At 74.0% G+C, this 23,238-nt stretch carries 23 protein-coding genes and 1 riboswitch; of the genes, 11 read left to right on the top strand and 12 right to left on the bottom strand.

All coding sequences use genetic code 11. The features are described 5' to 3' along the window. The first annotated feature begins 2 nt into the window (after window positions 1–2). On the top strand, window positions 3–728 hold the full coding sequence (locus ACFZBD_RS17900) for a ZIP family metal transporter (RefSeq protein WP_391140537.1): 726 nt from the start codon (window positions 3–5) through the stop codon (window positions 726–728). A 2-nt stretch (window positions 729–730) separates the two neighbouring features. On the opposite strand, the gene ACFZBD_RS17895 is transcribed toward ACFZBD_RS17900, so the two are convergent. The 7 genes from ACFZBD_RS17895 to ACFZBD_RS17865 form a co-directional block, all read right to left on the bottom strand. Further along, window positions 731–2,194, bottom strand: a complete 1,464-nt coding sequence (locus ACFZBD_RS17895; RefSeq protein WP_391140536.1) for a cobyrinate a,c-diamide synthase — start codon at window positions 2,192–2,194, stop codon at window positions 731–733. Further along, the gene (cobO, locus tag ACFZBD_RS17890) at window positions 2,188–2,796 is read right to left on the bottom strand and encodes a cob(I)yrinic acid a,c-diamide adenosyltransferase (RefSeq protein WP_391140535.1); all 609 of its coding nucleotides are present in this window, start codon (window positions 2,794–2,796) and stop codon (window positions 2,188–2,190) included. The genes ACFZBD_RS17895 and cobO overlap by 7 nt, the downstream gene beginning before the upstream one ends. Then, window positions 2,796–4,901, bottom strand: coding sequence for a putative cobaltochelatase (locus ACFZBD_RS17885; protein WP_391140534.1), 2,106 nt, complete (start codon window positions 4,899–4,901; stop codon window positions 2,796–2,798). The genes cobO and ACFZBD_RS17885 overlap by 1 nt, the downstream gene beginning before the upstream one ends. A gap of 226 nt (window positions 4,902–5,127) precedes the next feature. Next, window positions 5,128–6,636, bottom strand: coding sequence for a cobyric acid synthase (locus tag ACFZBD_RS17880; RefSeq protein ID WP_391140533.1), 1,509 nt, complete (start codon window positions 6,634–6,636; stop codon window positions 5,128–5,130). After that, window positions 6,633–7,616 (bottom strand): cobalamin biosynthesis protein, encoded by a 984-nt coding sequence (locus tag ACFZBD_RS17875; RefSeq protein ID WP_391140532.1) that lies wholly within the window; start codon window positions 7,614–7,616, stop codon window positions 6,633–6,635. The genes ACFZBD_RS17880 and ACFZBD_RS17875 overlap by 4 nt, the downstream gene beginning before the upstream one ends. A 32-nt stretch (window positions 7,617–7,648) precedes the next feature. Beyond that, a riboswitch (cobalamin riboswitch) is annotated at window positions 7,649–7,792 on the bottom strand. A gap of 111 nt (window positions 7,793–7,903) precedes the next feature. Next, window positions 7,904–8,125: a hypothetical protein gene (locus tag ACFZBD_RS17870; RefSeq protein WP_391140531.1), complete on the bottom strand. Its 222-nt coding sequence runs from the start codon at window positions 8,123–8,125 to the stop codon at window positions 7,904–7,906. An 11-nt stretch (window positions 8,126–8,136) separates the two neighbouring features. Continuing rightward, window positions 8,137–9,399 (bottom strand): inorganic phosphate transporter, encoded by a 1,263-nt coding sequence (locus ACFZBD_RS17865; protein WP_391140530.1) that lies wholly within the window; start codon window positions 9,397–9,399, stop codon window positions 8,137–8,139. 404 nt (window positions 9,400–9,803) lie between these two features. Here ACFZBD_RS17865 and ACFZBD_RS17860 point away from each other — a divergent pair, with 404 nt between their 5' ends. Both ACFZBD_RS17860 and ACFZBD_RS17855 read left to right on the top strand, forming a co-directional pair. Beyond that, window positions 9,804–10,931, top strand: coding sequence for an alpha/beta hydrolase (locus ACFZBD_RS17860; RefSeq protein ID WP_391140529.1), 1,128 nt, complete (start codon window positions 9,804–9,806; stop codon window positions 10,929–10,931). Window positions 10,932–11,110: 179 nt separating this feature from the next. Beyond that, complete coding sequence (locus tag ACFZBD_RS17855; RefSeq protein ID WP_391140528.1) at window positions 11,111–12,553, top strand: hypothetical protein; 1,443 nt, start codon at window positions 11,111–11,113, stop codon at window positions 12,551–12,553. A gap of 66 nt (window positions 12,554–12,619) precedes the next feature. Here ACFZBD_RS17855 and ACFZBD_RS17850 read toward each other — a convergent pair whose 3' ends face one another. Both ACFZBD_RS17850 and ACFZBD_RS17845 read right to left on the bottom strand, forming a co-directional pair. Then, window positions 12,620–13,027 (bottom strand): VOC family protein, encoded by a 408-nt coding sequence (locus ACFZBD_RS17850; protein ID WP_391140527.1) that lies wholly within the window; start codon window positions 13,025–13,027, stop codon window positions 12,620–12,622. A 70-nt stretch (window positions 13,028–13,097) separates the two neighbouring features. After that, window positions 13,098–13,988 carry a neutral zinc metallopeptidase gene (locus tag ACFZBD_RS17845; protein WP_391140526.1) on the bottom strand — a complete coding sequence of 297 codons (891 nt, stop codon included), beginning with the start codon at window positions 13,986–13,988 and terminating at the stop codon, window positions 13,098–13,100. Window positions 13,989–14,278: 290 nt separating this feature from the next. Between ACFZBD_RS17845 and ACFZBD_RS17840 the strand changes: the two genes are divergently transcribed. From ACFZBD_RS17840 to ACFZBD_RS17830, 3 genes are all read left to right on the top strand, one after another. After that, a complete protein-coding gene (locus tag ACFZBD_RS17840; RefSeq protein ID WP_391140525.1) occupies window positions 14,279–15,877 on the top strand; it encodes an ATP-binding cassette domain-containing protein in 1,599 nt (532 codons plus the stop codon). Between the two features lie 322 nt (window positions 15,878–16,199). Beyond that, a complete protein-coding gene (locus ACFZBD_RS17835) occupies window positions 16,200–16,421 on the top strand; it encodes a helix-turn-helix domain-containing protein (protein ID WP_043439149.1) in 222 nt (73 codons plus the stop codon). 122 nt (window positions 16,422–16,543) lie between these two features. Next, entirely contained in the window at window positions 16,544–17,341 is a 798-nt protein-coding gene (locus ACFZBD_RS17830; RefSeq protein ID WP_391140524.1) for an enoyl-CoA hydratase-related protein, read from the top strand. Between the two features lie 89 nt (window positions 17,342–17,430). Here the strand turns inward: ACFZBD_RS17830 and ACFZBD_RS17825 are convergent, their stop codons facing one another. Continuing rightward, window positions 17,431–18,108, bottom strand: a complete 678-nt coding sequence (locus tag ACFZBD_RS17825) for a hypothetical protein (protein ID WP_391140523.1) — start codon at window positions 18,106–18,108, stop codon at window positions 17,431–17,433. A 92-nt stretch (window positions 18,109–18,200) separates the two neighbouring features. Here ACFZBD_RS17825 and ACFZBD_RS17820 point away from each other — a divergent pair, with 92 nt between their 5' ends. From ACFZBD_RS17820 to amaP, 5 genes are read left to right on the top strand one after another with little or no spacing between them, the layout of a single operon-like run. After that, window positions 18,201–18,650 carry an Asp23/Gls24 family envelope stress response protein gene (locus ACFZBD_RS17820; protein WP_391140522.1) on the top strand — a complete coding sequence of 150 codons (450 nt, stop codon included), beginning with the start codon at window positions 18,201–18,203 and terminating at the stop codon, window positions 18,648–18,650. Between the two features lie 36 nt (window positions 18,651–18,686). Then, the gene (locus ACFZBD_RS17815; protein ID WP_391140521.1) at window positions 18,687–18,875 is read left to right on the top strand and encodes a hypothetical protein; all 189 of its coding nucleotides are present in this window, start codon (window positions 18,687–18,689) and stop codon (window positions 18,873–18,875) included. A gap of 12 nt (window positions 18,876–18,887) precedes the next feature. Continuing rightward, the gene (locus ACFZBD_RS17810) at window positions 18,888–19,235 is read left to right on the top strand and encodes a hypothetical protein (protein WP_391140520.1); all 348 of its coding nucleotides are present in this window, start codon (window positions 18,888–18,890) and stop codon (window positions 19,233–19,235) included. After that, complete coding sequence (locus ACFZBD_RS17805; protein ID WP_391140519.1) at window positions 19,232–19,864, top strand: DUF6286 domain-containing protein; 633 nt, start codon at window positions 19,232–19,234, stop codon at window positions 19,862–19,864. Before ACFZBD_RS17810 ends, ACFZBD_RS17805 begins: the two co-directional genes overlap by 4 nt. A 4-nt stretch (window positions 19,865–19,868) precedes the next feature. Further along, a complete protein-coding gene (amaP, locus tag ACFZBD_RS17800; RefSeq protein WP_391140518.1) occupies window positions 19,869–20,456 on the top strand; it encodes an alkaline shock response membrane anchor protein AmaP in 588 nt (195 codons plus the stop codon). Window positions 20,457–20,536: 80 nt separating this feature from the next. On the opposite strand, the gene ACFZBD_RS17795 is transcribed toward amaP, so the two are convergent. Continuing rightward, the gene (locus ACFZBD_RS17795; protein WP_391140517.1) at window positions 20,537–21,292 is read right to left on the bottom strand and encodes an SDR family oxidoreductase; all 756 of its coding nucleotides are present in this window, start codon (window positions 21,290–21,292) and stop codon (window positions 20,537–20,539) included. Window positions 21,293–21,296: 4 nt separating this feature from the next. After that, window positions 21,297–23,219, bottom strand: a complete 1,923-nt coding sequence (locus ACFZBD_RS17790; protein WP_391140516.1) for a glycoside hydrolase family 15 protein — start codon at window positions 23,217–23,219, stop codon at window positions 21,297–21,299. Between the last annotated feature and the right edge of the window lie 19 nt (window positions 23,220–23,238).

The raw sequence follows: 23,238 nt of genomic DNA, 5'->3' as shown, positions 1-23,238 counted from the left end.
CCATGGCCGTTCTCGTCGCGCTCGGCGCGTTCCTGATGACGCTGTTCGGCGGATGGACGGCCGGCCGCGTCACCGACCGGCGTCACCTGGTCCTCGGCCTCGCCGGCGGACTGATGCTCGGCGTGGTCGGACTCGACCTCCTGCCCGAAGCCCTCGCCGCCGCCGGGACCGAGGTCTTCGGCGTACCGCAGGCCCTGCTCCTCTTCGTCGGCGGTTTCCTCTTCGCCCATGTGGTGGAACGTCTTCTCGCCGTCCGCCAGGCGGCACACGGGGTCGCCCCCGGGGAACGCGTCCCGCAGGTGGGACTCACCGCGGCCGCCGCGATGGTCGCCCACAGTCTCATGGACGGCATCGCGCTCGGCGCCGCCTTCCAGGTCGGAGGCGGCATGGGTGCCACCGTCGCGCTCGCCGTCATCACCCACGACTTCGCCGACGGGTTCAACACGTACACGATCACCAGCCTGTACGGGAACGCCCGCCGCAAGGCGGTCCTGATGCTCGTCGCCGACGCGTGCGCACCGATCGTGGGAGCCGCGTCCACCCTGCTGTTCACCCTTCCGGAGGAACTTCTCGGCAGCTACCTCGGCTTCTTCGGCGGCGCCCTGCTCTACCTCGCGGCCGCCGAGATCCTTCCCGAGGCCCACCACGACCACCCCGCCCTCTCCACCCTGCTCTGCACGGTCGGGGGCGTGGCCTTCATCTGGCTCGTGGTGGGCGTCTCCGGCTGACCTCATGCCACGGGGCCGTTCGCGCAGTGCTCCACGAACCGCACGGCCGCCGCGGGAGCGCCCGCCCAGTGGGTGTGCACATAGCTCGCGTGCACGCCGCCCCGGACGAACCCCTCCACCCGCCGCTCCGGCTGCCGCAGCCCCCAGGCGGGCCGCTCGCCCGCCCCCGGCTCGATCACCGTCCGGTGGAACTCGTGCCCCCGCATCCGCGCCCCGTTCGCCGCCAGCGGGCTGTCGCTGATCGCGACCGCGTCGCGGTAGCCGAGCGTCAGCCGCTCCGACATCCGCGCGTCCGCGTCGAGCACCCCGCACATCGGCTTCCCGTCGAGCGACCGCGCGAGGTACAGCAGCCCGGCGCACTCGGCGGCGACCGGCGCACCGGAACGTGCCAGCTCGGCGACGGCCGCGCGCAGCGGCTCGTTGGCGGACAGCTCGGCGCCGTACATCTCGGGGAATCCGCCCCCGATCACCAGGCCCGAGGTCCCCTCGGGCAGCGCTTCGTCCCGGAGCGGGTCGAAGGTGACGACCTCCGCCCCGGCCGCCCGGAGGAGTTCGGCGTGCTCGGCGTACGAGAACGTGAAGGCGGCGCCCCCGGCCACCGCGACGCGCGGGCGCGCCGCCCCGAAGGAGGGCCGTGCCGCCTCCCCGCCGCTGCCCGCCGGACCGAGCGCGCCTCCACCGCTCCCGGCGGACGCCGGACCCACCGCGCCCTCTCCGCTCCCCGCGGCGGCCGACCGCACCGCCCCCTCGGGGCTCCACACCTCGGCCCGCAGCTCCGGGGCGCTGCGCGCGAGAGCCAGCAGCGCCTCCAGGTCACACCCCAGGCGGACCTGCTCCGCCTGCGCCGCGACCGCCTCCACGGCCTGCGCCTGTCGCTCGGCCACCGGCACCAGGCCCAGGTGGCGCGAGGGGGTCGCGACGGCGGGCGCCCGGCGCAGCACGCCCAGCACCGGCACGCCCGACTCCCCGAGCGCCTCGCGCAGGAGGTGCTCGTGCCGGTCGGTCGCGACCTTGTTCAGGATCACCCCGCCGATCCGCACCTCCGGGTCCCACGACGCGAACCCGTGGACCAGCGCCGCCACCGACCGGGACTGCGACGAGGCGTCCACGACCAGCACCACCGGCGCCTTCAGCAACTTCGCGACCTGCGCGGTCGACGCCAGCTCACCCTGGTCGGCGGCCCCGTCGTACAGGCCCATGACTCCCTCGACGACCGCCAGGTCGCAGCCGCGCGCCCCTTGCGCGAAGAGCGGCGCGACGAGGCCCGTACCGCACATGTACGCGTCGAGGTTGCGGCCCGGGCGGCCCGTGGCCAGCGCGTGGTAGCCGGGGTCGATGTAGTCGGGGCCGACCTTGTGCGGGGAGACGGCCAGACCACGGCCGGCGAAGGCGGCCATCAGACCGGTCGCGACCGTGGTCTTGCCCGCGCCGGAGGACGGCGCGGCGATGACGAGACGTGCTACCACTCGATGCCCCGCTGGCCCTTCTGACCGGCGTCCATCGGGTGCTTCACCTTCGACATGTCGGTGACGAGGTCCGCGAAGTCCACCAGCTCCTGCGGCGCGTTGCGCCCGGTGATCACGACGTGCTGCTGCCCCGGCCGGTCGCGCAGCACCTCGACGACCTCCTTGGTGTCGATCCAGCCCCAGTGCAACAGGTACGCGAACTCGTCGAGGACGTAGAACTTGTACGTCTCCTCGGCGAGGTCCCGCTTGACCTGCTCCCAGCCCTCGCGCGCCTTGTCCTCGTGCGACTGCTCGCCCTCGGCGACCTCGCGCTGGATCCAGGACCAGCCCTCGCCCATCTTGTTCCAGGTGACGGGGCCGCCCTTGCCGGTCTCGCCGAGCGCCTTGAGGGCGTTCTCCTCGCCGACCTTCCACTTGGCGGACTTGACGAACTGGAACACCCCGACCGGCCAGCCCTGGTTCCACGCGCGCAGCGCCATCCCGAAGGCGGCGGTCGACTTCCCCTTGCCGACGCCGGTGTGCACCATCACCAGCGCGCGGTTGCGGCGCTGACGGGTCGTGAGACCGTCGTCGGGAACGACGGTCGGCTGTCCCTGCGGCATTAGGCGGCCTTTCTCGTAGAGCGGCTGACTTGTACGTCCCTGACAAGACCGGCGATCGCGTCCGCCCGCAGCTCGTCCAAGGTCACGGCGGTTCCGCCCAGGGCGCGGGCGAGGTCCCCGGCGAGCCCGAGCCGCACCGGCCCGCTCTCGCAGTCCACGACGACGGAGGCGGTGCCGTCGGCGGCGTGCAGACGCGCGGCGCGGGCGGCCAGCGCCACCGGGTCCCGGCCGCCGCCGGTCGCCCGGCCGTCGGTCACCACGACGAGCAGGGGGCGGCGCGAGGGGTCGCGCAGCCGCTCGACGCGCAGCACGTCGTGAGCCTTCAGCAGACCGGCCGAAAGGGGCGTACGGCCCCCCGTCGGAAGCAGTTCGAGCCGGGCCGCGGCCGCGTCGACCGACGAGGTCGGCGGTAGTGCCACCTCGGCGTCCCGGCCCCGGAAGGTGACCAGGCCGACCTTGTCGCGGCGCTGGTAGGCGTCGAGGAGGAGGGAGAGCACGGCCCCCTTGACGGCGCTCATCCGCTGCCGGGCCGCCATCGACCCGGACGCGTCCACGGCGAAGAGCACCAGATTGCCCTCGCGGCCCTCCCGGGTGGCCTGTCGCAGGTCGTCCCGCCGCACCACCAGACCGGGGCCCGAGCGGCCGCGCGCCTTCTGGTGCGGGGCGGCGGCGTGCACGGTCGCGGTCAGGTGCAGCTTGGTCAGCGCGCCCTGGGGGCGTACGGAGCCGGTCGTCCTGCCGTGTTCGGTACGGGCCCGGGAGCGGCGCCCGGCCGCGCCCTCGCCGAGTCCGGGCACGCTGAGCATCTTCGTACGGAACGGCTCGGCGGCCCGGACGGCGCCGCGCTCGCCGGCGCCCCCGCCGGGCGCGGGCGCGGGCTGCGCCGCCGGCTCGTGCTCGGCCGCCGGTTCGGGTGCGGGGGACGTGCCGGGCTCGGGGCTCCGCTCGGGCTCGCTCGCCGGAGTCCGCTCGTCCGGTCCCGTGCCCTCGGGCCCTCCGGCCTGCGGCGGCACCCCGCCACCGCCCCCGTCGGGCCCGTCGTCCGGGCCTTGGCCGTCGGGGCCCGGGCCCTGCGGGTCCGGGTCCTCGTCCTCGTCCGCGAACCGCTCCAGCGTCTCGTCCAGCTTGTCCTCGTCGAGGCCGGGCGCGTCGAAGGGGTTGCGCCGGCGGCGGTGGGGGAGGGCGAGCAGCGCTGCCTGCCGTACGTCGTCGGAGGTGACGTCGGTCCGGCCCGCCCACGCGGCGAGCGCGGTCGCCGTGCGGGCCATGACGATGTCGGCGCGCATGCCGTCGACCTCGAACGCCGCGCAGGTGGCGGCGATCCGCAGCAGCGCCCCGTCGCCGAGCCGTACCTGGGGGAGGAGCGCCCGCGCGGCGGTGATCCGGTCCCGCAGCGCGCTCTCCTCGTGGTCCCAGCGGGCGGCGAAGGCGGCCGGGTCGTCGTCGAAGGCGAGCCGGCGGCGCACGACCTCGACCCGCTGCTCCGGCTCGCGGGAGGCGGCGACCTCCACGGTCAGCCCGAAGCGGTCCAGCAACTGCGGCCGCAGCTCACCCTCTTCGGGGTTCATGGTGCCGACGAGGAGGAAACGGGCCGCGTGCCGCACGGAGACGCCTTCGCGCTCCACGTACGACGAGCCCATGGCGGCGGCGTCGAGCAGCAGGTCGATCAGGTGGTCGTGGAGGAGGTTGACCTCGTCGACGTAGAGGATCCCGCGGTGGGCGTCCGCGAGGAGCCCCGGCTCGAAGGCCTTCACGCCCTCGGCGAGGGCCCGTTCGATGTCCAGCGCGCCCACCAGCCGGTCCTCGGAGGCGCCGACGGGCAGTTCGACCATCCGGGCGGCCCTGGCCGCGGCGGGCGCGGTCTCGTGCGGCCCGTCCGGGCACCCCGGGTCGGGGGAGGCCGGGTCGCAGCTGAAGCGGCAGCCCGCGACGACCGGCACCTCGGGCAGCAGGTCCGCCAGCGCACGGACGGCCGTGCTCTTGGCGGTGCCCTTCTCGCCGCGTACGAGGACACCGCCCACCGCCGGGCTGACGGCGTTCAGCAGCAACGCCAGCCGCAGGTCGTCCATGCCGACGACGGCGGTGAACGGATACCGGGTGCTCATCGGGCGGTCACTCCTTCAACTCGTGGGGATACGGCGGGTGGGGCGGTCACGGACGGCCGGGCGGTCGCGGACCAACGGGCGGTCGCGGACGGCCGGGCGGTCACGGACCAACGGGCTGTCGCGGACGGCCAGGCGGTCATGACGGCCCACGGGTCCGGGACCGGCCCTCCGGTCGCGGACGGAAGGGTGGCCACGGCGGGCCGGGCGTCCGCGGGCGGCCGGGGGGTCACGGCGCGCCCGGCGGAATGAACGGCAGGCCGGGTGGCGGGCCGTTCTCGATGAGCCGCAGCAGCGCGTCCGTGTCCGCGTGTTCCTCGATCAGGTCGCCGAGCCGGTCGAGCTGCTCCTCGCGCAGGGCGTGGAAGCAGGTGTCGGGGGCGGGGACGAAGCGGCGGCCGGCCGCGGCCGCGACCTCGCGCAGGAACGCCCGGCGGAAGCCGTCGCTCTCCAGCGAGCCGTGCCAGTGGGTGCCCCAGACGGAGCCGACCCGGCAGCCGTCCAGGAACGGCTCGCCACCCTCCACCCGGGCGACGCCGTGGTGGATCTCGTACCCCTCCACCCGCTCGCCGAGCGCCTCGCCGACCGGCCGGGCCAGGGTCTTCTCCGGGGCGAACCGGACGTGGACGGGCAGCAGTCCGAGCCCGTCGACGACGCCCGCCCTCGACTCGACCTCGTCCTCGATGCGGGCGCCGAGGGCCTGGAAGCCGCCACAGATGCCGAGCACCGGCCGGCCCTCGGCGGCGCGCCGCGCCAGCGCGTCGGCCAGGCCGCGCTCCCGGAGCCAGGCCAGCGCCCGGACGGTCCCGCGCGTGCCCGGCACGACGACGAGATCGGCGTCGGCCAGTTCCTCGGCGCGGTCCACGAACCGCACGACCACGCCCGGTTCGGCCGCCAGCGCGTCCACGTCCGTGAAGTTGGACATCAGCGGCACGGCGCACACCGCCACCCGCAGCACGTCCTCGCCGACCGGCGGCGCCACGACCGACTCCCTGACCGCGCCGCGCAGCGAGACCCGCAGCCCGTCCTCCTCGTCGATGCCGAGGCCGTGGGCGTAGGGCAGGACGCCGAAGGTCCGCCGTCCGGTGAGACCGAGCAGCATGTCGAGGCCGGGTTCGAGGAGCGAGACGTCGCCGCGGAACTTGTTCACGAGAAAGCCCGCGATCAGCTCCTGGTCCTCGGGCGCGAGGAGCGCCGTGGTCCCGAAGAACTGGGCGAACACTCCGCCCCGGTCGATGTCGCCGACCACCAGGACCGGCAGCCGCGCGGCCCGCGCGATGCCCATGTTCACGATGTCCGTGCGCCGCAGGTTGATCTCGGCCGGACTGCCCGCCCCCTCGCAGATCACGGCGTCATATGTGCCCCGCAGCTCCTCCAGGCACGCGAGGACCGGCTCGAAGAGCTCCTTCTGCCGTCCCCCGTGGTAGCCGCGCGCGCTCAGCTCGCCGACCGGCTTCCCCATGAGCACGACCTGGCTGGAGCGGTCGCTGCCCGGCTTGAGCAGTACCGGGTTCATCAGCGCGGTGGGCTCCACCCGGGCGGCCTGAGCCTGCATGGCCTGCGCGCGGCCGATCTCCGCGCCCTCCCTCGTCACGAAGGAGTTCAGGGACATGTTCTGGCCCTTGAACGGCGCGACCTTCACCCCCTGACGCACCAGCCAGCGGCATATCCCCGCCGTGACGACGCTCTTGCCCGCGTCGGACGTGGTCCCGGCGACCAGCAGCCCCCCGCCCGTCATCCGTGCCTCCGCTTCCTCTGCCGCGCGCCCGCCAGGGCCCGTCCCGCCACACAGACCGCCAGCGTCAGCCAGGTCACCCGGCGCGACAGCCGTACCGCACGCTCGATGTCCGCCACCTCCACCGCCCGGCCCTCGCCGTTGAGCACGGGCCGGTGCTCCACCCGCCCGCCGTACGACAGCGTCCCGCCCAGCCGTACGCCGAGCGCGCCGGCGAACGCCGCCTCCACCGGGCCCGCGTTGGGGCTCGGGTGGGCGGCCGCGTCGGAGCGCCAGGCCCGCACCGCGCCCCGGGGGTCGCCGCCGGCGACCGTCGCGAGCAGGGCCGTCAGCCGCGCCCCCGGCCAGCCGGCGAGGTCGTCGAGCCGGGCCGAGGCCCAGCCGAAGCGGCGGTACGTCGGGGACTTGTGGCCCACCATCGCGTCCAGGGTGTTGACGGCCCGGAAGCCGACCAGCCCCGGCACGCCCGCGACCGCGCCCCAGACCAGGGCGCCGACGACGGCGTCGGAGGTGTTCTCGGCGACGGACTCCACGACCGCGCGGGCCATCGCGGGGCCGTCCAGGGCCTGCGGATCGCGGCCGCACAGATGCGGCAGCCGCTCGCGGGCCACGTCCAGGTCCCCGGCGGCCAGCGCCCCGCCGACGGCGCGGGCCTCCCGGCCCAGGGTCGTACCGCCGACGACGGCCCAGACGGAGGCGGCGGTCAGGGCGGCGGACGCGGCGGGCCGGTCGCGGACCGTACGGGCGGCGAGGGCGCCGAGCACGGCCGTACCGCCCACGCAGACGGCGGTGTGCAACGCGCCCCAGCCGCGGTGGTCGCGGCGCAGAAGGCTTTCGACGGCGCCGGCGGCCCGGCCGAAGGCGGCGACGGGGTGGCCGCGGCGGGGGTCGCCGAGGAGCAGGTCCGCGGCCAGACCGGCGGCGGCGCCGTACGCGAAGGCGCCCGGGGGCGCGGATACACCGGTGGCTCTGCGGCCAGGCATGGCGCTGTGTCCTCACTCAGGGTCCGCGCCCTGGCTCGACGTGACCGGCGGTGAGAGTTCCTGGCTCCCGGGGTTTCACCCCCGGTCACAGTGGCGGGACCGCGCCGGATTCGCACCGGACTTCCTCTTCTGCCGCCGTATTGGCCCCGAGAGTCCACCACGGGGCGCGAACGGCCGTCAACTCACCCTTGACCTGCGACAGGAGAGTGTGCGAAGCCCCACAGCGACGATGACCGGGCGGGCCGCACCCTTCGGTGCGACCCGCCCGGCGGTGGTGTGGTGAGGCGTCAGACGACGATCAGATAGATGCCGTACGTGACGGCCGCCGCGCAGAGTGCGAAGCAGGCGTACGCGCCGGTGCGCGCGAGGGCGGCGGAGCCGCCCTGGGCGGCGGCCTGCTCCTGCTTGGAGAGGCCGATGATGCCGAGGGTGAACAGGCCCACGAGGGCGACGGTCGCCACGAGGCTGACCCCGAAGACGGAGCCGAGAGCTGCCCAGTCGATCTTCATGTCGTTCGTCCTTACACCGCGGCGGAGGCCGCGGGGGCTGCCGGGTCCGTGGGGGCCGGCGAGGGGATGGTGGTCTTGAGGTCCTCGTCCGCGAAGGCGGCGACGGAGCCGGCCGGCGGCGGGGTGACGGCCGCGATGGCGGTGGTCACGACGCCCGCGGGCTCGTCGGCCAGGTCGTCGTCGGTGACGTTGTGGTGGTCGACCGGCTTGCGGCGCGAGAGCGCCCAGATGACGGCGGAGCCGGCGATCAGCAGGAGCGCGACGACGGCGATGCCCCAGGTGCCCTGCTGGGTGAGGAATTCGGCGCCGGCGGCGACCAGGCCCGCCGCCGGAAGGGTCAGACCCCAGGCGACGAACATCCGGGTCGCGGTCGACCAGCGGACGACACCGCCCTTGCGGCCGAGGCCCGCGCCCATCACGGCACCCGAGCAGGACTGGGTGGTCGAGAGGGAGAAGCCGAGGTTCGAGGAGGCCAGGATGACCGTGGCGGCGCTGGTCTGGGCGGCGAAGCCCTGCTGCGGCCGGAGGTCGGTGAGGCCCTTGCCCATGGTGCGGATGATGCGCCAGCCGCCGAGGTAGGTGCCGAGGGCGATGGCGACACCGGCGGAGACGACGACCCACATCGGGGGGTTGGAGCCGGGGACGAGGACGCCACCGGTGACCAGCGCCAGGGTGATGACACCCATCGTCTTCTGCGCGTCGTTGGTGCCGTGGGCGAGGGAGACGAGACCGGCGGAGGCGATCTGGCCGGCGCGGTAGCCCTTGGCCGTGTGCTTCTCGTCGGTCTTGGCGCCGATCCGGTACGTCAGGCGGGTCGCCACCATCGCGGCGAGACCGGCGACGAGCGGCGCGGCGATCGCGGGGATGAGGACCTTGGTGACGATGGTCGAGCCGTTCACGGCCGACCAGCCTGCCGACATCACGGCCGCGCCGATGAGTCCGCCGAAGAGGGCGTGGGACGAGCTGGACGGGAGGCCGAGCAGCCAGGTCAGCAGGTTCCACAGGATGGCGCCGACGAGCGCCGCGAAGATCACTTCGGTACGAATGCCCTGTTCATTGATGATCCCGCCGGAGATCGTCTTGGCGACCTCCACGGACAGGAACGCGCCGATCAGGTTGAGCACGGCGGACATGGCCACCGCCGTCTTGGGTTTGAGGGCACCGGTCGAGATGGTCGTCGCCATCGCGTTGGCGGTGTCGTGGAAACCGTTCGTGAAATCGAACACGAGAGCTGTCACGACCACAATGGCGAGCAGCAGCGTGATGTGTTCCATTTACCCAGGCAATCGTTTGACGTCAGTGGCGCGTCGAACGTAAGCAACCTGAGTGAACGGAAGATGAACTGGGTCGGGCGCTGTGGTGACCCCATCCGGGGTCAAGGGATTCCGCTTACGGCTCGGGCGGAGCGCGGGTCCACGATGCGGTCGCCCCGCAACCCCGGGTAATCCGGGCGCTTACCGGGCACACGCGACTTCCTTCCCTTCCGTCCCCTACGCCCCGTGTCAGCCCGTGGACCGCGGGTGCGCGATGTCAGCCGTACGAGGGACCCCCCGAAGTGATCCATGTCACTCGTCCGTGGTCGTGCGGGCGCCCCGGGCGCGGCCGGATCTCGCCGGTCCTCGCCGGCCCGCGGACCTCCCGGGTGGCAGCCCGTCGCCCCCGTACCGACACTGAGACCGTGCGCCCGGCTACAGCGACGGCAGCGGCCGTCACCACTCTGATCGGTGTCGGCGCGGCCGCGGTGGCGGTCGGCCGCTACGCGGGCGACGCCGCCCTGAAGGCGGCGTCCGGACGGCCCCTGCCCGGCGATCCACGCCTCACCGTGCACGCCACGGGACCCGGCAGGGTCACCCTCACCCGCAGCCTCGCCTCCCTGCGCCCCGGCACGTACGGCATCGAGGGCACCGACTTCCACGGTTTCGTCGGCCCCGTCCTCGACCGGGTCCCGCACACCCCCGACACCGTCGTCCGCCGGCTCGAACGCGTCGAACTCGGCACCCTCGAACCCGGCGCCCGCGTCCGGCTCACCCCCGAACTGCACGCCGGAACCCCCCGCACCGCCCTCGGCGTCCGCTACGAGGACATCGAGATCCCCGGCGAACTGGGCAGCCTGCCCGGCTGGCTCGTCCCCGGCCCCCGCCCCACCTGGGTGATCGCCGTGCACGGCCTCGGCACCACCCGGCGGCACCCCCTCAACCTCGTCCCCTTCCTCACGCACCGGCAGATCCCCGTCCTGTGCGTCGCCCACCGGGGCGACGAGGGCGCGCCGGCCTCCCCCGACGGCCTCGCCCACCTCGGCCACTCCGCCTGGCGGGACGTCGACGCGGCCATCCGCTACGCCGTCCGCAGGGGCGCCGCCGAGGTCGTGCTGCACGGCTGGGGGACCGGCGCCACCATGGCCCTGCGCGCCGCCGCCGACTCGGGGCTGCGGGACCGGGTCCGCGGCCTCGTCCTCGACTCCCCGGTCCTCGACCCGCAGGCCACGCTGCGCCACCTCGCCGCGGCCCGCCGGATCCCCGGCCCGCTGCTGCCGTTCGCCGTCCACGCCGCCCAGAGCAGGTCCGGGACCCGCGTCGACCGGCTGCCCGAACCCCCGGAACCGGCCTCCCTCCGCGTGCCGACCCTGATCTTCCACGGGCCCGACGACACCCTCGCGCCCTGGGAACCCTCCCTCGAACTGGCCGCCCGGCGCCCCGAACTGGTCTCCCTTCAGACCGTCCGCCAGGCCCCCCACGCCGCCATGTGGAACGCCGACCCGGTCCGCTACGAAGAGGCCCTGCGGCGGTTCCTCACCCCGCTGCTCTGACCCCCGCCGCGCACCGCCGGGCCCGCGCCGCGCACCGGCGCTTTCCGGACACTCCCTGAAGCCCCCAGGGGTCGCTCCGGCACCCCGCATCGCCGCTCCCCGGCACTCCGCACCACCGTGTTTGACGGTGATGGGCCGTCCGATTGGGCTTTCGGGCCGTCAGCGGGAAGACTGCCCCCGTGACGTCTCGAAAGCCTGATGAGCAATTGGCGCGCAACTCCAGACTCCGACTCGTCCGTCCGCGGGCCCTGGCCACCGCCCGACGGGCCGTGACGACGCGGCGCACCCGACCGGCGCCCCGGCCGCCCGAGGGCACTCCGCCCCGCGCGGAACTGGCCCGCCAGGCCCGGATCGTCCTGGCCGACGCCGTACGGATCGCCCGCTGGGCGGCCGTCGACCGCGGCACCGGCACCCCTCCGGCCGGCCTCGAAGCCCCCACCGCGCAGGAACGCGCGGCCGCGGCCCTCCACCTGACGCCCGGGCAGGTGCGCGCCGGGTGGGACCGCGCCCGGCTCGCCGGACTCGTCGAACTCCACGGCGCCACCGCCCGCCCCGGCTGGCGGCTGCACGCCTGGGACCGCGACGACTCCGCCGTGCTCCGCGGCTGGGTCGCCCTCTTCGACGCCTGGTCCCTGGTCCACCCCGCCCCCGAGGACGTGCCGCCCAGCGCCGTCGCCGAGGTCGTCGAGGCCCTGCCCCAGGTGCTCTCCCTCCTCCAGCTCTCGGCCGGACCCGTGCTCGTGCCCGCCCTCCTCGACCTGCTGCGGCAGCGCGTCGAGGAGCTGCGCGAGGAGCGCTGCGAGGTCCCCGCCCAGGGCGCCCCCGACCCGGTCGGCGGCGCGGCCGACCTCACCGACGCGCCCGGCGGCGCGGCCGACGACGACGCGGAGTGCGGCGCCGACGGCCTCTCCGCCCTGCTCGACTGGGCCCTGGACGGCCTCGCCGCCGTCGGCGCCCTCACCCTCGGCGCCGGCCAGGCGACCCTGACACCCCTCGGCAACTGGGCGGTCTGGGTCAAGCTGGAGCAGATCTGCGTCGCCGCCCAGAGCCCGGCCGGCAACATCGAGCAGTCCGCCGAGGACATGCTGCGCGGCTGTGCCCGCCTCACCCCCGGCCCGGCCCGCGACGAATACCGCGCCTGGCTCGCCGCCCGCACCCTCTCCAGCGCCGTCACCGAACTGCTGGCCGTGGCCCGCGGCGAGGACGCCCTGCTGCGCGGTCTCGCCTTCGAGGCGCTCCGCGTCGTGGGGGCTCCCGCCGAGGCCGAGGTCCGCGCCGCCGTCCAGGAGGCCTCGCTCCGCCCGTACGCCCTGCTCTGGCTCGCGGAGTACGACGGCGCCGACCCCGACGACGCCCCGGACGTGCTCACCCGCGAGGAGGCGACCTGGCTCTGGGTGGACACCGCCGCCGCCGTCGCCGACCACGGCGAGAGCGCGCTGCTCGTCCGCCACCTCGACTCCGCCGTCCAGGGGACCGTGCCGGCCCTGCTCGACGAGGTCCGGGCCGTCGGCCACCCCCGCACCGTCCAGGTCCTGGTCGCTCTCGCCGCCGCCCACCCCGACCCGGCCCTGGCCAAGGCGGTCCGCCGCGCGGCCTTCCAGGTCCACACGGGCGGCTCCTGACCCGGACGCACGGCTCCGCTCCGTCACCCCGACGTACGACGTACGACGTCCGACCGGCCGCCGTCCCTAGCCCGCGGCGGCCGCCCCCGGGGTGTACGTCCCGAAGCTCCAGACGTTGCCCTCCGCGTCCCGGGCCATGTAGTCCCGCGAGCCGTAGTCCTGGTCCGTCGGCGGCATCAGGATCTCGACCCCGTGCCGCACGGCCCTCGCGTGGTGTTCGTCCACGTCGTCCACGTGGACGAACACCCCGACCGGCCCCGCGTCGGCCATCAGCTTGTCGAACTCGCTCCCGGTGCCCTTGCTGCCGAGCATCACCATGCCGTTGCCGTACGACAGCTCGGCGTGCATGACCTTGCCGTCCTCGCCCTCGTACACCGCGGTGTCGGTGAAGCCGAACGCCTCCGTGAGCAGCTTGATCGCGCCCTTGGCGTCCTGGTACGCCAGGGTCGGACAAATATGGGGTGCCTCAGCCATTCCGATCACTCCTTCTCGATCGTCCGTCGGAATGTGACCTGGGTCTCAGTCTCCCAGCCGTCGCCGACAATCAGCGGAAGGTGTCGCACCGCGCCATGTCGCCGGTCCGGTAGCCGGTGGAGAACCACTGCTGCCGCTGCGCCGCCGAACCGTGGGTCCAGCTCTCCGGGGTCACCCGGCCCTGGAGCCGCTCCTGGATCCGGTCGTCGCCCACTGCGGCCGCCGCGTCGAGCCCGTCCCGGATGTCCTCGTCCGTCAGCCGGGTCAGCACCGGCCGCCCCGTCTTCTCGTCCGGGGTGGTCGTCGCGTGCCGCGCCCAGACCCCGGCGTAGCAGTCCGCCTGCAGCTCGACCCGTACCGAGTGGGAGCCCGCGCCCTGCCCTCCGTCCCGGGTGCCGGCCAGCGTGCCCATCTGGTTCTGCACGTGGTGTCCGTACTCGTGCGCCACCACGTACGCCTGGGCGAACGGGCCGCGGCGGGCCCCGAAGGCGGTCCGCAGCTCGTCGAAGAAGCCCAGGTCCAGATAGACCTGGCGGTCACCGGGGCAGTAGAACGGCCCGACCGCCGAGGTGGCCGTGCCGCAGGCCGTGCCCACCCGGTCGCCGAAGACCACCGTGCGCGCGTCCCCGTACCGGCCGCCCCGGCGCGCGTACTCCGCGCGCCAGAAGTCCTGCACGCTGTTGACCACGCCCACGATCCGGCAGTCGTCGCGGGTGTTCGCGTCGGCGCCGGTCCGGCAGGCGCGCTCCACCTCGGCCGCCGACGACGAGGTCGGCACGGGCGCCGGATCGCCGGAGGACAGCCCCAGCTGCTCGGGACCCACCCCGAAGAACATACCGATGATCAACGCGATGAACGCGACGATGCCGCCGCCGACGGTGGCCCGGCCGCCGGGGATCCGGCTGCCGCGGACGTCCCGTACCTCCGAGGTGTCCAGGTCGGCGTCGTCGTCGAACTGCATGGGGCACCGCCCTCCGCGTCACCGCCGCGGCAGAGGCCGCCGCCCTGTGCCCGAGTATCGAGCACTCCGTACGGGATCGCTCCTTTTGTCGGGCATGGGCGGGAAGGGGGAGCGGGGCCGTCGGGCGGGCATGGGCGGGAAGGGGGAGCGGGGCCGTCGGGCGGGCGTGGCCGAAAACCAGTTGCAGGGGCCCGTTAGACTGGCCGTATGGCCATTCTCCTCGTGCATTAGCGGCGTCGAACCGCCTTCGAGAGCCCTTCCGCCGTCCATCCCCGCCCTGGAGTCTGTCCGTGATCACCGCTTCCGGCATCGAGCTGCGCGCCGGCGCCCGCATCCTCCTCGAGTCCGCTTCGTTCCGCATCGCCAAGGGCGACCGCATCGGCCTCGTCGGCCGCAACGGCGCGGGCAAGACCACCCTCACCAAGTGCCTCGCCGGCGAGGGCCAGCCCGCCGGCGGCACCATCAGCCGTTCCGGCGAGGTCGGCTACCTCCCGCAGGACCCGCGCACCGGCGACCTCGACGTCCTGGCCCGCGACCGCGTCCTCTCCGCCCGCGGGCTCGACGTCCTGCTGCGCAAGATGCGGCAGAACGAGGAGCGCATCGCGACGGGTGCCGGCGCCACCCGCGAGAAGGCGATGAAGCAGTACGAACGCCAGGAGACCGAGTTCCTCACCAAGGGCGGGTACGCCGCCGAGGCCGAGGCGTCCACCATCGCCGCCGCCCTCGGCCTGCCCGACCGGGTCCTCGGCCAGCCGCTCCACACCCTCTCCGGTGGCCAGCGCCGCCGGATCGAGCTGGCCCGGATCCTCTTCTCGGATGCCGACACCCTGCTCCTCGACGAGCCCACGAACCACCTCGACGCCGACTCGATCGTCTGGCTGCGCGACTACCTCAAGAGCTACCGCGGCGGCTTCATCGTCATCTCCCACGACGTCGAGCTCGTCGAGACCGTCGTGAACAAGGTCTTCTACCTGGACGCCAACCGCTCCGCCATCGACGTCTACAACATGGGCTGGAAGCTCTACCAGCAGCAGCGCGAGGCCGACGAGAAGCGCCGCAGGCGCGAGCGGCAGAACGCCGAGAAGAAGGCCGCGGCCCTCAACTCCCAGGCCGACAAGATGCGCGCCAAGGCCACCAAGACCGTCGCCGCGCAGAACATGGCCAAGCGCGCCGAGCGGCTGCTGTCCGGTCTGGACGCCGTCCGGGTCTCCGACAAGGTCGCCAAGCTCCGCTTCCCGGAGCCCGCGCCCTGCGGCAAGACCCCGCTGACGGCCGAGGGCCTCTCCAAGTCGTACGGCTCCCTCGAGATCTTCACCGATGTGAACCTCGCGATCGACAAGGGCTCGCGCGTCGTCATCCTCGGCCTCAACGGCGCGGGCAAGACCACCCTGCTCCGGCTGCTCGCCGGGGCCGAGCAGCCCGACACCGGCGAGGTCACCCCCGGCCACGGCCTCAAGCTCGGCTACTACGCCCAGGAGCACGAGACGCTCGACCCGGAGCGCACCGTCCTGGAGAACATGCGGTCCTCCGCGCCCGACCTCGACCTCGTCGAGGTGCGCAAGACGCTCGGTTCCTTCCTCTTCTCCGGCGACGACGTCGACAAGCCGGCCGGGGTGCTCTCCGGCGGCGAGAAGACCCGCCTCGCACTCGCGACCCTGGTGGTCTCCTCGGCGAACGTGCTGCTCCTCGACGAGCCGACCAACAACCTCGACCCCGCCAGCCGCGAGGAGATCCTCGGCGCGCTGCGCACCTACAAGGGCGCGGTCGTCCTCGTCACCCACGACGAGGGCGCGGTCGACGCCCTGGAGCCGGAGCGGATCATCCTGCTCCCGGACGGCGTCGAGGACCTGTGGGGCCCCGACTACAAGGACCTCGTGGCACTCGCCTGATCATCTCGGTATGGATCATTCGGCTTATCGGTGATCCTTCATCTGAGTGAGGGCGTCTCATCCTCCGGGCGCGGCCCTGTGCGGAATCCTTCCGTCAGGGTCGCGCCGCGCCCTTTCTCCCGCCGCGCCGCTGACCTGGCCTTTCGCGGCGCAACGCGCTCCCGGGCCGTGATCCCGCCCCTCGGAATGTGTCATTCCGGTCGTGGCGAACCCTTCCCCGTCCGCGAACCTCGTGCCAGAGACCTTGTCGAATGGGTGGCCAGGACGTCCGAGAGGGGTGATCATGAGAAGTCCAGAGCGCACTTCCCATGAGGAGGCACGGGTGGCCGAGACTCTGAAGAAGGGCAGCCGGGTGACCGGCGCCGCGCGCGACAAGCTCGCGGCAGACCTGAAGAAGAAGTACGACTCCGGTGCGAGCATCCGGGCGCTGGCCGAGGAAACGGGCCGCTCCTACGGATTCGTCCACCGGATGCTCAGCGAATCCGGAGTCACGCTGCGTGGACGCGGCGGGGCGACACGGGGCAAGAAGGCGCCCTCGGCCTGACATCGGGGCGCGGCTCGTCCGGTCCACCGTCTTTCGCGGTGGCCACCCGGTCGACCGTGTGGTCGACCGGGTGGTTACTGTGCAGTCACTTAGCTGTGCTGCACCGGAACCGGAGGCGCCCCATGACTTCGCTCGACTCTGTGCTCGTGTTCGACAAGGACGGTGTACGGCTCACCGTCGAGGACGCCGTTGCCACGGTGACCTTGACCAATCCGGCGAAGCGCAACGCTCAGTCTCCCGCTCTGTGGCGGGCGTTGACGGAGGCCGGCCGGTCGTTGCCGGGCAGCGTGCGGCTCGTGGTCCTGCGCGGTGAGGGTGCGTCCTTCTCCGCCGGGCTCGACCGGCAGGCTTTCACGCCCGAGGGCTTCGACGGGGAGCCGTCCTTCCTGGACCTGGCACGCGGGTCGGACGAAGACCTGGACGCGGTCATCGCCGAGTACCAGGAGGCCTTCACCTGGTGGCGCCGCAGCGACATCGTGTCGATCGCGGCCGTCCAGGGGCACGCCATCGGTGCCGGGTTCCAGCTCGCCCTCGCCTGCGACCTGCGGGTCGTCGCCGAGGACGTGCAATTCGCCATGCGCGAGACCAGCCTGGGCCTCGTGCCGGACCTGACCGGCACCCACCCGCTCGTCTCCCTCGTGGGATACGCCCGCGCGCTCGAAATCTGCGCCACCGGCCGTTTCGTCCGCGCCGACGAAGCCGAGCGCATCGGCCTCGCCAACATCGCCGTGCCCGCGTCCGAGCTGGACGACGCCGTACGGGACCTCGGCGCCGCCCTCCTCGCCGCGCCGCGCGACGCCGTCGTCGAGACGAAGGCGCTGCTCCAGGGCGTCTCCGGCCGCTCCTACGAAGACCAGCGCACCGCCGAACGCGCCGCCCAGGCCCGTCGCCTGCGCGACCTCGCGGGCCTCGGCGACTAGGGCCTGTTTTCGAACGTAGCGTCGCCCCGAGCCACCCGCCGGAGCGGGAGCCCGCCCGGGGCCCCGGGCGGAAGCGTGTCCCCGGCGCCTCAGCGGATCTCCGTGATCAGGACCGTGACCGCGGCCGCCTCCGGGGCGGTCGCGGCCACCCGGGCGCGGACCGCCTTCGCCACGTCCAAGGCGCGGTGGCCGGCCGTCACCGCCACCTCCATCCGCAGGCCGTCCTCGGCGCGGTGGACCGGCGAGCCCAGCACGTCCGTGAGCGCGGCCACGCCGTCGACCGCGAGGGCCGCCAGGGCCTCCGGGGCCGAGGCGGCCGGCGAGGTTCGCCCGGGCGGGGGAGTGGCGGGCGGCGAATTCCGCTCGGCGTCCCCGCCCTCCACCAGGTCCGTCACCCGCAGGTCCACCTCCACCACCACCAGCCCCAACGCCGTCTCCGCCGCAGCGAACAGGGCCTCCCGCAGCGCCTGCGCGAGCCCGGGCAGCGGTGTGCTGTCCCTCGCGGCGAACTCCGCCGTGATCCGCAGGGGCCCCGGCGGCAGCCCGCCCGGCGGTACGGGGAACGGCTCCGTCCCGCCCGGCTCCACGAGCCCCACGCGCAAGGTCCCCGGCAGCACGCCCCGTACCGAGGCCGCCGCCGCCAGCAGCACCCCGCGCGCCGCCTCCTCCGTCAGCCACGCGCCGTCCGTCGCCTCCCCGAGCGGCAGCAGCCTGCCCGGACCCAGGCGCTTGCGTACCGGCGCCGCCCAATTCTCAGCCGTCGTCATAGGGCCAGCCTGCCGTATCCACGGCGCAAGACGGGGCATGCGCACTTAATGTGGGCAAGTAACCCCATAACAGCCCGGAAAGGATGAACGGCATGAGTGACACCGCACACTCCGACGACACGTCCATGACCAAGCGCGGCGGCGGAGCCCCCGCCACCCGGGGCCGGACCACCATCGCCGACGGGGTCGTCGAGAAGATCGCCGGCCTCGCGGCCCGCGATGTCGTCGGCGTCCACGCCATGGGAAGCGGACTGTCCCGCACCTTCGGCGCCGTCCGCGACAAGGTTCCCGGCGGCGGTACCAAGTCCGGTGCCACCCGTGGCGTGAAGGCCGAGGTCGGCGAGGTCCAGACCGCTCTCGACCTGGAGATCGTCGTCGACTACGGCGTCTCCATCTCCGATGTGGCCGGCGAGGTCCGCGAGAACGTGATCGCCGCCGTCGAACGCATGACCGGCCTTCAGGTCGTCGAAGTGAACATCGCCGTCAGCGATGTGAAGTTGCCCGAGGACGAGGAAGAGGAGCCGGAGCAGCGGCTTCAGTAGCCGCGGACGCTCGGCGGAATGGGTCGGTGGTCGGACATGAACATGGCTGTGATCGGGATGGTGGCCGGAATGGCCCTTGGCTTCGCCGGATACTTCGGCGGCTTCGGGGCGTTCGTGCTGGTCGCCGCGTTGGGAGCGATCGGTTTCATCGCCGGTCGCCTCCTCGACGGGGACATGGAAGCCCGTGACTTCTTCCACGGTCGTGAACGCGACCGGCGCGGGTGACCGGGAGTGGCAGTGGATGAGCCGGTGGGGGCGGCCGGGCGCGGCGCGACGACGATCGCCGACCGGGTCGTCGCGAAGATCGCCGCGCAGGCGGCCCGGGAGGCGCTCGGGTCCCTCCCGCGGGGCGGCTCGGCGCCGCACGCCTCCGTCGTCGTGCACCGGGACACGGCGCGCGTCTCCGTCAGCCTCGAACTGGGCTACCCCACCGACCTCGGCCGGCAGTGCGGAGAGGTTCGCCGACAGGTGACGCGGCGGGTGCGGGAGCTGGCGGGCCTGGACGTCCCCGACGTGGCCGTCCACGTGGAACGGCTGCATTCCCCGCGCACCGTCCGCGACTCCGGGAAGGGGAACCTGCGATGACCACCGACGCCCGCGCGGACGCGGACGACCGGACCCCGGCGGACGGCGAGGCGCCGCAGGCCGGGCGCGACCGGACGCCCGCCGCCCGCGCGCCCCGCTTCTGGGCCGTACGGCGGATCCCCGCCGCCGTCCTCGCCGCCGTGATCCTCGGCGGCGCGGGACTGCTCCTCTACGACGTCGCGGCGGTCCGCACGGAGCACTCCGCCATGCGGTGGCGGCGCGTCCTCGCCGACGAGCTGGCGACCCGGCCGCTGGACGACACCTGGGTCCGGGTCGGCGCCGCCGTGGCCGCCGTGATCGGCCTCTGGCTCCTCCTGCTCGCGCTCACCCCTGGCCTGCGGGCCGTGCTGCCGATGCGGCGCGACCACGCGGACGTCCGGGCGGGGCTCGACCGGGACGCCGCCGCGCTGGCGCTGCGCGACCGGGCGATGGAGGTCTCCGGCGTGCAGTCCGTGTGGGTGAAGATGGGGCGGCGGAAGGTGGCGGTGCGGGCCGTCTCGCACTTCCGCGCACTGGACGAGGTACGGAGCGACCTGGAGGGCGTGGTGACCAAGGGCATCGACGGACTCGGACTCGCCCACCCGCCGGCGCCGACGGTACGGGTCGCCCGGCCCCCGAAGAAGGGATGAGTCGATGACGGTCGTACTCCGCCGGGTCAACCGGATCGTGCTCGGGCTGGCCGGGCTGGTCCTCCTCGTCCTCGGCGGCGCGGTCCTCGCCGCCGGCTACGGCCTGTCCGTGCCGTCCTGGTGGCCCTGGTCCGGCCCGTCCGACGTCCTGCTCAGCGAGGCCGACCGGCGGCGCTGGGCGGACGAGGGCTGGTGGTGGCCGGTGGTCATCGCCGTCCTGGGGATCGTGGTGCTCCTGGCCCTGTGGTGGCTGATCGCGCAGTTCCGCCGGGCCCGGCTCGCGGAGCTGCTGGTCGACACCGGCGACGGGGAGGGCGCGATGGTGCGGGGCCGGACCCTGGTGGACGTCCTGGAGGCGGACGCCGCCGCGCAGGACGGCGTCGCCCGCGCCCGGATCGCCCTCACCGGCCGCCGCACCGCCCCGCGCGCCCGGATCGCCCTGCTCCTGGAGCCGCACGCCTCCCCGGGCGGGACCCTGACCACGCTGACCGACGACACCCTGGCCCATGCCCGTACCTCGGCGGGGCTGGATTCCCTCCCGGCCGAGGCCCGGCTGCGGGCCGTCAAACACCGGGCCCGCCGCGTCACCTGAGGCTCCTCGACACCGACGGTCCACCGGGGCCCGCGGTCCTCGCGGGCCCCGGGACGCTCCCGCCCCCGCCCGGCTCCGGCTCAGAAGCCGTGCCGGGCGCCGCCGTCCACCGGGACCATCACGCCCGTGACGTACGAGGCGGCCGGCGACAGCAGGAACGCCGCCGTACGGCCGTACTCCTCGGGCGTGCCGTACCGGCGCAGCGGAATCGTCGCCTCGCTCGCCGCCCTCGAGGCGTCCGGATCGCCCGAGAGGGCGTCCAGCGAACGGATCCGGTCCGTGTCGATCCGCCCCGGCAGGACGCCGACGACCCGGATGCCCCGCGGGCCCAGGTCGTTCGCGAGGGACTTGGCGAAGCCGGCGAGACCGGGGCGCAGCCCGTTGGAGATCGTGAGCCCGGGGATCGGCTCGTGGACCGAGCCCGACAGGACGAAGCCGATGACCCCGCCCTCGGTCAGCGTCTCCGCCGCCGTCCGGGCCATCCGCACCGCCCCGAGGAAGACCGTGTCGAACGCCGTCGCCCACTGCTCGTCGGTGTTGTCGGCGGCGAAACCCGGCGCCGGGCCGCCCACGCTGACCAGGATCCCGTCGAACCGGCCGAACCGGGACCGCGCCTCGGCGATCACCCGTTCCGCCGCCTCCGGGTCGGCGTTGTCGGCGACGACGCCCGCCGCCCCCGGCCCCAGCCGGTCCACCGCCTCGGCGACCGTCTTCTCCTCGCGCCCGGTGATCACCACCTTCGCGCCCTCGGCGAGCAGCGCCTCGGCCGAGGCCCGGCCGAGCCCCCGCGTCGCCCCGGTCACCACGTACACACGGTCCTTCAGTCCAAGATCCATGCGGCTATCCTGCCGTGCCCCGCTCGGACGGCGCGACCTCCCCCTCCGAAGGCCGGGCCTCGTCGGAAGGACCGCTCCGGGCCGGCGGGGCCTGCTCCCCGGCAGGGCCGACCCGTGCCCCCGGCGGCGCGACCTCCTCGCCGGGCGGCACGGGCTCCGCCCCGCTCAGCACGAACGCCGTGCCCACCAGACCGACATGGCTGAACGCCTGCGGGAAGTTCCCCAGCTGCCGCCGGGCCACCGGGTCGTACTCCTCCGCCAGCAGCCCCACGTCGTTGCACAGCTCCAGAAGCCGCTCGAACAGCTCCTTCGCCTCCCCCTTCCGCCCGATCAGCCAGAGCGCGTTCGCCAGCCAGAAGGAGCAGGCGAGGAAGGTCCCCTCCCGCCCCGGCAGACCGTCGACGGAGACGCCCTCGGTGTCGTACCGCAGCAGCAGTCCGCCCTGCGTCAGCTCCTTGCGCACCGCGTCCACCGTCCCCACCACCCGGGGGTCGTCCGGCGGGAGGAAGCCGACCTGGGGGATGAGGAGCGTCGCCGCGTCCAGCTCGCGTGAGCCGTAGGACTGGGTGAAGGTGTTGCGCTCGGGGTCGTACCCCTTCTCGCACACCTCCGCGTGGATGGCGTCCCGCATCTCCCGCCACCGCGCGACGTCCCCCGGCAGCGTCGGATCGGACTCCAGCGTGCGGACCGCCCGGTCGGCGCCGACCCAGGCCATCACCTTCGAGTGGACGAAGTGGCGCCGGGGACCGCGCACCTCCCACAGCCCCTCGTCCGGCTCCCGCCAGGTCGACTCCAGGAAGCCGAGCAGGCTCAGCTGGAGGTTCCAGGCGTGCCGCTCGGGCGGGATCCCGGCCTCCCGCGACCGGTGGAGCGAGTCCATGACCTCGCCGTAGACGTCGAGCTGGAACTGGTCCACGGCCGCGTTCCCGATCCGGACCGGCGCCGACTCCGCGTGGCCGCGCAGCCAGGGGAGCGTCATCTCGGGCAGCCGCCGCTCCCCGGCGGGCCCGTACATGATCTGCAGATCGGCCGGGTCGCCCGCCACCGCGCGCAGCAGCCAGTCGCGCCACGCCGCCGCCTCGTCGACATAGCCGGCGGAGAGCAGCACTCCGAGCGTCAGGGTGGAGTCGCGCAGCCAGCAGGAGCGGTAGTCCCAGTTCCGTACGCCCCCGATCTCCTCCGGCAGGGAGGTGGTGGGCGCGGCCACGATGCCGCCCGTCGGGGCGTAGGTCAGCGCCTTGAGGGTGATCAGGGAGCGCATCACCGCGTCGCGGTACGGACCCTCGTAGGTGCACTGGGAGGACCACTCCCGCCACTCCGCCAGGGACTCCTCCAGCGCCTGGAACGGATCGATCAGCGGGGGGCGCGCTTCGTGGGAGGGGTGCCAGGTGAGGACGAACGCGACCTTCTCGCCCTCCTTGACCGTGAACGCCGAGCAGGTGGAGAACTGCTGGCCCCAGGTCTTGACCGGCGGTTCGCTGCGCAGCCACACCGAGTCGGGGCCCGCGATCGCCACCCGGTGGCCGTCGGTGCGCCGTATCCACGGCACCACCGAGCCGTAGTCGAAGCGCAGTTTCAGCACCGAGCTCATCTCCACCGTGCCGCTGACGCCCTCCACGATCCGCATGAGGTCGGGCGACGTGTCGCGCTGCGGCATGAAGTCGACGACCTTGACGGTGCCGGTGCGGGTCTGCCAGTACGTCTCCAGGACGAGCGAGTCGCCGGCGTAGCTCCGGCTCGCGCAGTTCCCCGCCCCCTTGGGCGCGATCCGCCAGTGACCGTTGTCCTCGTCGCCGAGGATCGCGGCGAAGCAGGCGGCCGAGTCGAAGCGCGGCAGGCACAGCCAGTCGATCGACCCGTCGCGTCCGACGAGGGCGGCGGTCTGCAGATCACCGATGAGGGCATAGTCGTCGATACGTTGCGTCACGCTCTGGCGTGTTCCCGAA

The organism is Streptomyces sp. NPDC008121 (assembly GCF_042957155.1).
Taxonomy (GTDB): domain Bacteria; phylum Actinomycetota; class Actinomycetes; order Streptomycetales; family Streptomycetaceae; genus Streptomyces.
The sequence above is the reverse complement of the archived record's forward strand: the minus strand, read 5'-3'. Positions and strand labels throughout refer to the sequence as shown.